This is a genomic window from Eggerthella lenta DSM 2243 (assembly GCF_000024265.1).
GTDB classification, from domain to species: domain Bacteria; phylum Actinomycetota; class Coriobacteriia; order Coriobacteriales; family Eggerthellaceae; genus Eggerthella; species Eggerthella lenta.
On record NC_013204.1, the window covers coordinates 2115314 to 2128034 of the forward strand.

Here is a 12721-nt window from a genome sequence, read left to right on the forward strand (position 1 = left end):
TACGTCGTCTTTCTCATGCGCGCCGATGGTGGCATCATAACATACGCCCTCTTCTTCGAAGCATGGGCGAAGACTGGAATGCCCGCTCCGCCGGGATTATTCGAAAGCGCATCGTCCAAGCGAGACCGTCTGCATTCGGAAATCTCGGCCGGTTCGCGCCGAGGAAGCCCATCTGGCTGCATCCCAAATCGACACACAACGCACGGAGGCCCCGGCGATCGCCGGGGCCTCCGAATCATGCGCATCGTGGAAGCGAAGCTCTTAGAACATCCCCTGGAGCATGATGAACAACGGGGCGAACGTCAGAGAGACGATGGTCATGAGGTTGATGAGGATGTTCATGGACGGGCCGGAGGTATCCTTGAACGGATCGCCCACGGTATCGCCCACGACAGCCGCCTTGTGGGCCTCGGAGCCCTTGCCGCCATGATGACCCTGCTCGATGTACTTCTTCGCGTTGTCCCACGCGCCGCCGGCGTTGGACATGAAGATGGCCATGAGCATGCCGGTGGCGACGGCGCCCGCAAGGAAGCCGCCCAGCATGGCAGGATTGAAGCAGCCGATGGCGACCGGCACCACGATGGCGAGGCAGCCCGGAAGCATCATCTCGCGCAGGGCGGAAGAGGTGGAGATGGCCACGCACTTGTCGTACTCGGGCTCGGCCTTGTACTCCATGATGCCCTTGATCTCGCGGAACTGGCGGCGCACTTCCTCGACCATGGCATGGGCCGCACGGGACACGGCGCCCATGGTGAGTGCCGCGAACATGAACGGCATCATGGCGCCGATGAAGATACCGGCCACGATCAGCGGGTCGGTGAGCGTCAGCGCGAAGTCGGGGATGGAATGGTGCATCGTGGCCTGGTAGGACACGAACAGCGAGATGGCCGACAGGCCCGCGGACGCGATGGCGAAGCCCTTCGCGATGGCGGCCGTCGTGTTGCCCACGGCGTCGAGGGCGTCGGTGCGGTCGCGCACCTCTTCGGGCAGGCCCGCCATCTCGGCGATGCCGCCCGCGTTGTCGGCAACGGGGCCGTACGCGTCCACGCCGATGGTGATGGCGGTGTTGGAGAGCATGCCGGTGGCGGCCAGGCCGACGCCGAACAGGCCCACGGCGATGCCGCCGTCGGCAGCGGCGTTCGGGAACGCCATGTTGCCGAAGGTGTACGCGCCGATGATGGCGAGCGCCACCAGCACGATGGGAGCGATGGTGGACAGCATGCCCGTGCCGATGCCCTCGATGATGACCGTGGCGGCGCCGGTGTCGGCGGCTTCGGCGATCTTGTGGACCGGCTTGTACTTGTCGGAGCAGAAGTACTCGGTGATCTTGCCGATGGCAAGGCCGGCGATCAAGCCGCACAGCACCGAGCCGAACAGCCACAGCGGCTGAGCCTCGACCGACTGGGAATTCCAGACGGCGAACAGGCAGAAGATCACGACGATCTCGATGCCGGCCGCCACGTAGGTGCCGCGGTTGAGCGCCTTGTGCAACGCGGCGCCTTCCTTGGCGCGCACGGCGAACAGGCCGATGATGGACGTGATGATGCCGCAGCCCGCGATAAGGAGCGGAGTCACGAGAGCCCAAACCAAGTCGCCCGTGGCGAAATAACCGCCCAGCGCGCCGAACGTGGCCGCCAGGATGGTGGGAGCCAGGATGGAGCCGGTGTAGGACTCGAACAGGTCGGCGCCCATGCCCGCGACGTCGCCCACGTTGTCGCCCACGTTGTCGGCGATGGTGGCCGGGTTACGCGGGTCGTCCTCCGGAATGCCCGCTTCGACCTTGCCCACGAGGTCGGCTCCCACGTCGGCCGCCTTCGTGTAGATGCCGCCGCCCACACGGGCGAACAGAGCCACAGCCGAAGCACCGGTGGCGAAGCCCTCCACCATGCCGATGTTCTCATGCATCTGCGCGACTTCGACGATGTCGATGCCGAACACCAGCAAGAGCAGCCACAGCGACAGGCCCAGCAGCGCGAACGAAGCAACGCACAGGCCCATGGTCAGACCGGACTTGAAGCTGACGTTCAGAGCCTTGGCAACCGACTGCTCGGCGGCATGCGCCGTGCGCGTGTTGGCGCGCGTGGCGACGTGCATACCGGCGTAGCCCGCGGCAGCCGACATCACGCCGCCCGTGGCGAACGCGAGCGCCGTGATGGGCGACAGGGCGACCGCCATGATGATGCCGACGACCACCATGAAGATGACGAGCAGCTTGTACTCGCTCATGAGGAACGCCTTGGCGCCCTGCTGGATCTTGATGGAGATGCTGTTCATCTTGTCCGGACCCGGATCCTGCTTCAGAACCCAGGAACCGAGGTAGGCCGCCATGCAAATGCCGATCAGGGCACACACGGGAGCCATCCATGCGACTGCAGTAGTCACGTGTCTCCTCCTTTTTCCGTTCCAATACAATAGTGCGACCTTTTCGCCGGGCATTCTAAGCGGGAAAGTCGCACGCAACTGCACTATTGTATGATATTTGCAGATAATGTGAAGTCGAAATCACGGTTTTTTGTCAGTTGGGTCGAATCGCCCGGTCAGCGCCTAGAACTTTTACAACCGTCGGCGGATCGGACTGCGCGATCGAGCCCAAACCGCTATCATGCACTTCTTACCCTTGTTTACGAACACGTTACGATTGCATATATAGGAGTATCTATGACCGTACGTCGGCGCCTCGAAACGGCGCTCGCATCGGCCGCTGCGCTTCTTTCCAACCTGCGCGCTCGCCTGTCCCCCGCGCCCTGCGACCTCGTCGGTGCGGTTCTGTGCGCCTTAGCGGCGCTGTTCCTGATTCTGTACGCTGCCAGCGGCTTCTCCGACGCGCCCTGGTTCGCCGTGGCGGGCGCTGCGGCCGTGCTGCTGGGCTGCGGCTGCGCGCTGCTGCTGCGCGGCCGGCGCTCCCAGCGGGCCTTGGAGCGCTGGCGCCTTGCCCGCCCCATCGTGCTGCTGCTAGCGGTTCCCATAGGATTCTACCTTCTGGAACGTCCCTGGAACGATCAGCTGCTCGCCATGGATCCGTTCTACGCCGCGGTGAACCTGTGCGTTCTGGGCGCGCTGTTCGCCATCGTGTACGCGGCCGGGCAGCGCACCCGCGGCGCCGTCGTCGCATTCTTGGCCGCCTGCCTCCTCGCCGGTACGGCGAACCACTTCGTCATCCTGTTCAAGGGCCAGCCCATCGTGCCCGCCGACGTGTTCGCCCTGTCGACGGCGGCCTCGGTGGGCGCGGGCTACACGTTCGCGCTCGACGCGCGCTTGCTGGCGGCCGTCTCCGTGTTCGCGATCGCCTCGACGGCCATCGCCTTCCTGCCGAAGGTGGCGGCCACTCCGCGTCGCGCGGTGGCGAACGGCGCGTGCGCTTTAGCGCTGGCAAGCTGCTTCGGCTGGTGGATAGGAACGTACGACATCGAGGAAGCCTATGCCTGCACGGTGGATGTATGGGGCGTGAAGGAGTCGTACGCCGAGCAGGGATCGACGTTGTGCTTCCTCAAACGCGTGCAGGATCTGAGCCCTGCACGCCCCGAAGGATACGATGCCGATGCCGTTTCGGACCTGCTGCGCTCGCTCTCAGACGATAGCGCGAGCATGCCGGACGGCGCCGAAGCCCCTACCGTCATCGCGATCATGAACGAGACGTTCTCCGACCTCTCGCGCTACCCGGGCTTGGCCGGCACCGACGCGCGTCCCGCCCATTACTACGATATCGCGGCCGAGGCGCTCGAAGCGGGCGACGCATACGCGTCGGCGCTCGGCGGGGGCACGTGCAACAGCGAGTTCGAGTTCCTCACGGGATCGAGCATGGGGCACCTCGGCGGCGGCGTGTACCCCTACGTGCTGTACGACCTTGACGGAACGGAGAGCCTCGTGTCGTACTTCTCGTCGCTCGGATACGCCACCCATGCCGTGCACCCCGCCGAGAGCACGAACTGGCGTCGCGACCGCGTGTACGAGCAGCTGGGCTTCGACGAGTTCGCAGACCAGCGGGCGTTCGCGAACGCCGACACGCTGCGCGGGCTCACCACCGACCGCGCCACCTACGACTACGTGCTCGACCTGCTGGAAGCCGACGAGGGCCCGCAGTTCGTGTTCGACGTGACGCTGCAGAACCACGGCGGCTACGACGTAGGAGGCCTGTCCGACGAGCTTGCGGTGAGCGTGCCCTTAGGCGACGGCAGCAGGTCGTCGGAGCTGGACGAGTACGCCAGCGTCATACGCCAGGCGGATCGCGACCTCGCCTACCTCGTGGATCGGCTGAACGCTCTCGACCGCCCCGTGGTGCTATGCTTTTTCGGCGACCACCAGCCGGGCTTCAGCGATTGGCTGTTCGAGGCGACCCACGACGGAGCTGCAGCAGACGACCTGGGGCTCGAGGCCGTGCAGGAGCGCTACACGGTGCCATACCTCATCTGGGCGAACGACGCAGCCCGCGCGCAAGGCGCACACGAGCCTCAGGGCGTCGCGCACGAGCGCACGAGCCTTAACTACCTGGGGTCGAGGCTCGTCGAGGCCGCAGGCCTGCCCACGACGAGCTATCAGCGCTTCCTGCTGGCCATGCGCGAAGCCGTCCCCGCCATCAATCTGAACGGATTCCTCACGGCCGACGGCATTTGGCACGGATTCGGCAACGAGGAGGCGGCGGGCGTGCTCGACGCGCTGCAAGCGTACGCAACCGTCCAGTACGACAACCTCTTCAACAAGGACTCGGCCTGGGCGGTGAAGTAAAGGGCTACAGGTTCTCGCGCACCCAGGCTATGTTGCCCTTCACGGTGGCTATCAACTCGTCCAGATCGTCGAACTTTCTCATAGGGCGCAGCCAATAGAGAAATTCCACCTTGACGGGCTTGCCGTAGAGATCGCCCGAGAAGTCCAGCAGATGCACCTCGCAGGTGGCGGTGGCGCGGTCGGCGAACGTGGCGGCCACGCCCACGTTCACAGCGGCTTTGTAGCGCACGCCGTCGACGTGCGCATAGGCGGCGTACACGCCGTCGCCCAGCGGCCGCATCTGATCGGGCACGACGAGGTTCGCGGTACGGAAGCCCATATCGGCTCCTTCCCCGCGACCCGGCTCCACGACGCCGGTCATGAAGTACGGACGTCCCAGCAGACGGTTCGCCTCTTCAACGTCCCCGCCGGCCAACAGCAGGCGGATGCGCGTGGCCGTAATGGGCGCGCCGTCGTCGCTCTTCAGGTCGTGCGCCTGCACGCTGGTGCCGCCCACGGCCGCCCACGAGTCGAGATCGCGCACCGTACCCGCCGCCCGCGCGCCGAACTTGAAGTCGTAGCCCACGTGCAGGAAAGACGGAACGGTGCCGTCAAAGGTCTGCACGAGGAACTCCTCGGGAGACGAGGCGGCGAAATCGCGGGTGAACGGCAGCACCGCGACGACGTCGACGCCGCTGTCCGCGAGCATGCGCACGCGCTCCTCGTTCGTCATGAGCTTCTTGAGCCGCGTTGGATGGAACACCTCGTCCGGATCGATGTCGAACGTCAGCGCCACGCTGGCGCCGCCGGTTTCGGCCGCGGTGGAGCGGGCGCAGTCCAGCAGGTAGCGATGCCCCCGGTGCACGCCGTCGAACACGCCGAACGCGCACGACGTGCCCTTGAAGAACCCATGGTCGAACGATGCGTCGACCTTATATATCTCTGCCACGAGACACCCCCGTTTGAAACACGCAGCGCGTCTCGAACCGAGCGCGCCCCTCGTCGTACGCGTACAGCGCGACGAGCTTGTTGTCGGTCAGCACGGCCACGAGCTCGCCGTCGCGCGGCGGCTCGCAGCTTTCGCGCACGCCCGCGGTGCAGGCGCACATCTCGATGGCGGACGTCGTCCTCCTGCGCTCGAACAGCGGAAGCTCCGCAGCCGGAAGCTGCGCCCCGTTCGCCACCTTCTTCGCCAGATCGCCCTGCGCATAGGAGAACCGCACGCCCAGCAGGCGCACCGGATCGAGCGCAGCGCGGTCCTTGAGGTCGGCCAAGGTCTCCAGGCTCACGCACTCTTCAAGCGTGAGCAGCCCCAGCTCGGTGCGCTCGAGCGCGGCCACGTGCGCCGGGCATCCCAGCGCCACGCCCGCGTCGCGCGCGAGCGAGCGGATGTAGGTGCCCTTCGACACCTCGAACGACACGTCCCACGAGGGAAGCTCTTCCCCGTCCCCTTCGTGCACACCTAGCAACCGCGCGTCGTACACCTCGATGTCGCGCGGCGCGAGGTCGATGATGTTGCCGGCGCGCGCGGCCTCGTAGGACTTTTTCCCGTTCACCTTGATGGCCGAGTACGCCGGCGGCATCTGCTTGCGTCTGCCCACGAGGCTCGCCACGAATGCGGCAGCGAACTCCGGATCCAGCACGCGGTCGGGCACCTCGCCCGTGCGCACCACCGTTCCAGCGGCGTCGTCGGTGTCGGTGCCCGCACCGAACGCGATGGACACGCGATAGCGTTTGTCGTGCCCGGTCAGATACGCGCCCAGACGCGTCGCCGGACCCACGCAGATGGGAAGCACGCCGGTAGCCATCGGATCGAGCGTACCCGTGTGCCCGACGCGACGTTCTCCGAAGATGGAGCGACAGCGGTTCACCACGTCATGGGAGCTCATGCCGGCAGGCTTGTTCACCCCGACGACCAGCGACAGCCCCGATAGCCCCCGTTTCACGCGCGGCACGCCCCCTCCTCATCCGAGGCGAACGTCGCGGCAAGCGCCTCGTCGACCAAACGACGGGCTTCGTCGAGGGTGCAGGAAAGCGTGAACCCAGCCGCCGCCACATGCCCTCCCCCGCCGAACGAGCGCGCGACGGCCGCCACGTCGGTGTCGTCCTTGGCGCGCAGGCTGCCGCGCACCACGTCGCCCTGCTCGCGCAGCATGCAGGCCACGCGCACGCCCGCCACCGAGCGCAGCGCGTCGATGATGGGCTCGGCGTCCGCCTTGACCGCGCCCGTTGCCTCGAAGTCGTCACAGGAAAGCCAGCTCAACGCATAGGCTCCGCCCGCGCCGAACGTCATGCGCTCGACAGCTATGCCCTCGAGCCGCACGGACGGCAGCGTCCGGTTCTGGAAGATGGCGCGCGACACCGACGCCGGGTCGGCGCCCGCCTCCACCATCTCGGATGCAGCGCGCATGGCAGCCGCATCGGTGTTCTGGTACTGGAAGCGCCCCGTGTCGGTGACGAGGCCCGTGTAGCAGCACTGCGCCACGTCGCCGGCGCGTTCCGCGCCCAACAGGCCCGCGAGCTCCCACACGAGCATCGTGGTGGAGGCGGCGTCGGGATCGACGTATACGAGGTCGGTCATAGTGGAGTCCACCGCATGGTGGTCGACCGTAACCGTCAGATCGCAGCCCTCGAGCAGCGCGGCGGCCGCCTCTCCGATGCGTTCGCGAGTAGGGACGTCCACCGCGACGAACGTGCGGGCGATGCCGTCGAACGAAGCCGCCGGAACCAGCTCGGCCGCGCCCGGCAGGAAGCCAAGACGCTCGTCGATGGGCTCGTCTTTCGCGAGCAAGCAGGTCACGCGCTTGCCAAGACCCTTGAGCGCCGCCGCCAAACCGAGCTGGGAGCCCAGGCAGTCGCCGTCAGGGCTCACATGCCCGCAGATGATGAAATCGTCGCGCGACCTCAGCGCTTCGGCTATCGCGCCGAGGTCGGTGTTCGTCTGGGGCGTGACCGCCATGGAGCCTCCCTATTCGCCTTCGGATGCCTGCTGAGCCTGCGCCTCGCGGTCGGCCATGATATCGGCGTCGGCCGGCACGTCGCTGTCGGTGGGAGCCGCCACCTTGTTGCGCGCCGCGTCGCGCTCCAGGGCCGACGCGATGCGCTCGGCCTCGTCCACGCTCTTGTCCAGCAAGAAGCGCAGCTCGGGCGCGATGCGCCACGACAGCTTCCGCGCCATGAGCGAGCGGATACGGCCGGACGCCTTCTGGAACGCCGCCGCCACGTCCTCGTAGCGATCGGGCTCAGTGGTGTAGAACACGTTGCACACGCTGCGGTCGTAGCTGACCTCGCATCCGGTGATGGTGACCAACTCCAGACGGGGATCGGATATCTCGAACAGCAGGATTCCCGCGATAACCTCGCGCGCCTGCTCGTTGACCTTGCGGTTCGATGAACTCTGTTTCATGATGCGTCTCCTTACCGATAAAGGCGAACCTTGCAGGTGGAACAAAGGGCTTCTAGCTAACCGAGTGACCTCGGCAGCCGCCGATCAGCCCCGAAGTTCAGCATATCGCGAGGCGATTTCCCCGAAAAGCGCAACGCCGCCACGGTAACCACAAGGTTGCCATAGCGGCGTTGCGGGGTGGTGCCCACTAAGCGAGTTCCGCACGAGCCGGACAGCCCTGCGGGCTGTCCGAGCGAGCAGGACTGTCTGAGCGACTGGGCATTACCCCGCGACGCCGCGGCGCAGGTTCATCTTCTTACTCGGTGCGCTCGACTTCCTTCACGGTGTAACCTTCGATGTGGTCGCCGATCTTGAGGTCCTGGAACTTCTCGATGCCGATGCCGCACTCGTAGCCCTGCTTCACGGACTTCACATCGTCCTTGAAGCGGCGCAGCGATTCCATGACGCCCTCGAAGATGATGGTGCCGTCGCGGACAATGCGCACCTTGTCGTCGCGATGGATCTCGCCTTCCACGATGTAGCAGCCGGCGATCGTACCCACCTTCGGCACCTTGAACGTCTCGCGCACCTCGGCGATGCCGGTGTCCTCCTCCACGATGTCGGGGGACAGCAGACCCACGCGAGCCGCGTTGATCTCCTCGATGGCCTGGTAGATGATCCTGTACAGACGGATGTCCACCTTCTCCTTCTCGGCCTGCTGCTTCGACTTGCCCGTGGGGCGCACGTTGAAGCCGATGATGATGGCGTCGGAGGCCGATGCCAGCGTGACGTCGGTCTCGGTGATGCCGCCCACGGCCGAGTGCACGATGTTGATGCGCACCTCGGACTGGTCCATCTTCTCGAACGCGTCGCGCAGCGCTTCGATGGAGCCCTGCACGTCGGCCTTCACGATGAGGTTCAGGTCGGTCTGCTTGCCCTCCTCGATGCGGTTGAACAGGTCGTCCAGGCTCATGTGGCTCTTGGATTCCTGCTCGGCCAGGCGGGCGCGCAACGCGCGTTCCTCGGCCAGCTTGCGGGCGTCGCGCTCGTCCTCGAACACGCGGAACTCGTCGCCCGCGGTGGGCACGCTGTTCAGGCCCAAGATCTCCACCGGATCGGCGGGACCGGCCGAATCGACGTGCTTGCCATGCGGATCCACCAGCGCGCGGACACGGCCGTACGAGGTGCCGGCCACCACGACGTCGCCCGGGTGCAGCGTGCCGCGCTGCACGAGCACGGTGGCCACGGGACCGCGACCCTTGTCGAGGTTCGCCTCGATGACGAAGCCGGAGGCCTCGGCGTCGGGGTTGGCCTTGAGCTCCAGCACGTCGGCCTGGAGGATGATCGTCTCCAGCACGTCGTCGATGTGCAGGCGCTGCTTGGCCGACACCTCCACGAACATGTTGGTGCCGCCCCACTCCTCGGGAATGACGCCGTATTCCACCAGCTCCTGGCGCACGCGGTCGGGGTTCGCGCCCGGCTTGTCGATCTTGTTGACGGCCACCACGATGGGCACCTCGGCCGCCTTCGCGTGGTTGATGGCCTCGATGGTCTGCGGCATGACGCCGTCGTCGGCGGCCACCACCAGCACGATGACGTCGGTGACCTGGGCGCCGCGGGCGCGCATGGCCGTGAACGCCTCGTGGCCCGGCGTGTCGATGAACGTGATCTGCTTGCCGTCGATCTCCACCACCGACGCGCCGATGTGCTGGGTGATGCCGCCGGCCTCGCTGGCCACGACGCCCGTGTCGCGGATGGCGTCCAGAAGCGACGTCTTGCCGTGGTCGACATGGCCCATGACGGTGACCACGGGCGGGCGGGGCTTGAGGTCCTCGTCCTTGTCGTGGTACACCACCGCGTACTCCTCCTCCGGAGACACGACGCGCACCTTGCGGCCCATGTCGTCGGCGATGAGCTCGACCAGCTCGTCGCTCATGGACTGCGTCAGGGTGAGCACCTGGCCCAGCATGAACAGGCGCTTGATGATGTCGTTGGGCTGCACGCCCAGGATCTCGGCGAATTTCGCCACCGTGGCTCCCTGGGGGATCTCCACGACGGAATCGTCGAGCACCAGCGTGGGATCGAGGCCCTTCTCGATGGCCTCCAGCTCCATGCGCTCGCGGTTCTCGGCCTCGCGCTTCTCCTTGCGCTTCTTACGGCGGCCTTCGCCCTCATGCGTGGACGCGGCGGCGACGGCGGCACGAGCCTCTGCCAGCACCTTGTCGCGCTGCAGCTTCTCGGCCTGCACGGCCATCTGCGCGTAGCGGTCCTCGGGCTGGGCTGCCTGCTGCTCGAGCTCGGGCACGATCTGCTCGACGTGCCCGCCCCGCTTGCCCTTCTTGGCCGGACGCTCGGGCTTGGAGCCCTTGCGCGCGGCGTCGCGGGCGGCGGGAGCAGCCTGCTTCTGCGCCTCGATGCGCTGCTTCTCGGCCTCGATCTGCGACAGCAGCGAGTCGAACGCAGGCTTCTTGGCGCCCAGCACCGGCGCGGGCCTCTTCGGCGTCGACGCGCTCGAAGCGCTCTTGGAGCCCTTCGCGTTGCGGTTGCGCAGCGCCTCTTCCACCGCCTGCTTCTTGGCCACCTCTGCAGCCATCTTGGCCTGGCGGGCGCGGGCGCGGGCCTCGGCGGCCTCGCGGGCCACGCGTTCCTTCTCGCTCTCGATCTGGCTCGCCAGGCTCTCGAACGGCGAGGAAACGGGCGCCTTCTTCGGGCCGCCTTCTCCGTCGGCGCCCTGCGCGCGCCCGTCGTCGGACGAGCCTTCGGCTCGCTGGGCGCGCTCGGCCTCGCGGGCGGCGCGCTCCTGCTCCACCGCTTCGCGACGGGCGCGCTCCTCCTCGGCCTTTTTGCGCTCGGCCTCGGCGCGCTCTTCGGCCAGCTTCCTGGCCTCCTCGTCCTCCAACTGCCCGGCGCGCTGCTTGATCTCGGGCTCCAGGTTCTTGCGGATCTTGTCGACGTAGGCGTCCGCGAGCATGCTCGCATGGCTCTTCGCGGGGATCTTCATCTGCTGCAGCTTGTCGAGCAGCTCTTTGCTCGACATATCGAATTCCTTCGCCAACTCATGTACTCGCATGCTGGCCATATACCACTCCTCTACTTCTGTCTCGCTTCGCGCGCAGCCGAAGCGACGTCGGCGGCGATCCTGTCGTACTCATCGCTGCCGAGCGTCGCCTTGAGCGCCCGGTCGAGCTTTTTCTTCTTGCATGCGGCGGCGAAGCACTCCTCGGAGCAGACGTACGCCCCCCTGCCCGGCGCACGGCCGGTCTTGTCGAACGACACGGCGCCGGACGGGTCGCGCACGATGCGCATGAGCTCGGCCTTGCCGGCCAGCTTCCCGCATGCGATGCAGCTGCGCTGGCGCACCGTCCTCGTCGTCGTCATTCCTGGCCGCCCTCTCTCGCTACCCTTGCCTTATGCTTCGTCGAGGTCGGCGTGCACGCCGCAATAGCGGCTGCCCGGACGGGCATGGTTGCGGCAGCGCACCCCGTCCTCGCCCACGTAGGCGCACAGACCGGCTTCGTCGTCCGCGGCCTCGTCCTCGTCGATCAGCATGTTGTCCATCGGAGCCAGCGACTCGCCCGTGAAGCTGGCGCTCTTGATATCGATATGCCAGCCGGTCAGGCGCGCAGCCAGACGGGCGTTCTGGCCCTCCTTGCCGATGGCCAGCGACAGCTGGTCGTCGGGCACCACGACGGTGGCGTAGTGGTTGTCCTCGTCGATGACGACGCGGGTCACCTTCGCAGGCGACAGCGCGTTGGCCACGTACACCGCCGGATCCTCCGCCCACTGGATCACGTCGACGCGCTCGTTGCGCAGCTCTTCCACCACCATGCGAACGCGGCTGCCCTTCGGGCCGACGCAGGCGCCCACGGGATCGAGGTTCGCCTCGCGCGACGCCACGGCGATCTTGGAGCGGGCGCCGGGCTCGCGGGCGATGGACTTGATCTCCACCATGCCGTCGTAGATCTCCGGCACCTCGATCTCGAACAGGCGGCGGATGAGGTCCGGATGCGTGCGCGACACCACGATGGCCGGGCGCGCCTGCTCGCCGCGCATCTTCGGCGCGTCGGAGTTCGGGTCGCGCACTTCGATGATGAGCACCTTGAGGCGCTGGTTGTGGCGGTAGTGCTCGTTGCTCGGACGCTCGTTGCGCTCGTTGGGGTTGCGCTTCACGTCGTAATGGGGCAGCTCGGCCTCCACGCCGTCGCGAATCTTGATGATGGTGAAGTCCGGCGTGCCCTGCAGCACCGTGCCCGTCACGAGGTCGCCCACGCGGTCCGAGAACTCTTCGTAGATGGACTGACGGCCGGCTTCGCGCACGATGGACGCGATGACGCCCTTGGCGTTCTGCGCGGCGATGCGGCTGACATCGTCGGGGGTGACGTCGCGCTCCTCGAACTCGCTGTACTCGCCGGTCTCCTCGTCGGGCTCGCCCACCGGCACCAGCTCGTACACGTAGATGTGGCCCGTCTGGCGGTCGATGGTCACGCGGGCGTCCCACTCGAGATCGAGGATGTGCTGGTAGCTCTTGGCGAGCGATGCCTCGAGGCGTTCGATGAGGTAGAACTCGTCGATCTTGCGCTCATGCGCCAGCGCCTGCAACGCCTCAATCAGTTCTGAACTTGCCACGTCTTCGCT

General features: G+C 66.6%; 9 protein-coding genes. 1 reads left to right on the forward strand and 8 read right to left on the reverse strand.

Annotation, left to right across the window (positions count from 1 at the left end):
- Positions 1-261: 261 nt before the first annotated feature.
- A complete protein-coding gene (locus ELEN_RS09040) occupies positions 262-2361 on the reverse strand; it encodes a sodium-translocating pyrophosphatase (protein WP_156996366.1) in 2100 nt (699 codons plus the stop codon).
- A 297-nt stretch (positions 2362-2658) separates the two neighbouring features.
- On the opposite strand from ELEN_RS09040, the gene ELEN_RS09045 reads away from it, so the two are divergent.
- Complete coding sequence (locus ELEN_RS09045; RefSeq protein ID WP_015760797.1) at positions 2659-4722, forward strand: LTA synthase family protein; 2064 nt, start codon at positions 2659-2661, stop codon at positions 4720-4722.
- A gap of 4 nt (positions 4723-4726) precedes the next feature.
- On the opposite strand, the gene ribF is transcribed toward ELEN_RS09045, so the two are convergent.
- From ribF to nusA, 7 genes are all read right to left on the reverse strand, one after another.
- On the reverse strand, positions 4727-5650 hold the full coding sequence (gene ribF, locus ELEN_RS09050; RefSeq protein ID WP_009609234.1) for a riboflavin biosynthesis protein RibF: 924 nt from the start codon (positions 5648-5650) through the stop codon (positions 4727-4729).
- Positions 5634-6656: a tRNA pseudouridine(55) synthase TruB gene (gene truB / locus ELEN_RS09055; RefSeq protein WP_009609231.1), complete on the reverse strand. Its 1023-nt coding sequence runs from the start codon at positions 6654-6656 to the stop codon at positions 5634-5636. Before truB ends, ribF begins: the two co-directional genes overlap by 17 nt.
- Positions 6644-7660: a DHH family phosphoesterase gene (locus tag ELEN_RS09060; protein ID WP_009307205.1), complete on the reverse strand. Its 1017-nt coding sequence runs from the start codon at positions 7658-7660 to the stop codon at positions 6644-6646. The genes truB and ELEN_RS09060 overlap by 13 nt, the downstream gene beginning before the upstream one ends.
- A 9-nt stretch (positions 7661-7669) precedes the next feature.
- Positions 7670-8107, reverse strand: coding sequence for a 30S ribosome-binding factor RbfA (rbfA, locus tag ELEN_RS09065; RefSeq protein WP_009307206.1), 438 nt, complete (start codon positions 8105-8107; stop codon positions 7670-7672).
- A 295-nt stretch (positions 8108-8402) separates the two neighbouring features.
- Positions 8403-11165: a translation initiation factor IF-2 gene (infB, locus tag ELEN_RS09070; protein WP_009609275.1), complete on the reverse strand. Its 2763-nt coding sequence runs from the start codon at positions 11163-11165 to the stop codon at positions 8403-8405.
- Positions 11166-11176: 11 nt separating this feature from the next.
- Positions 11177-11464, reverse strand: coding sequence for an RNase P modulator RnpM (gene rnpM / locus ELEN_RS09075; RefSeq protein ID WP_009307208.1), 288 nt, complete (start codon positions 11462-11464; stop codon positions 11177-11179).
- 30 nt (positions 11465-11494) lie between these two features.
- Complete coding sequence (nusA, locus tag ELEN_RS09080) at positions 11495-12712, reverse strand: transcription termination factor NusA (protein ID WP_009307209.1); 1218 nt, start codon at positions 12710-12712, stop codon at positions 11495-11497.
- Between the last annotated feature and the right edge of the window lie 9 nt (positions 12713-12721).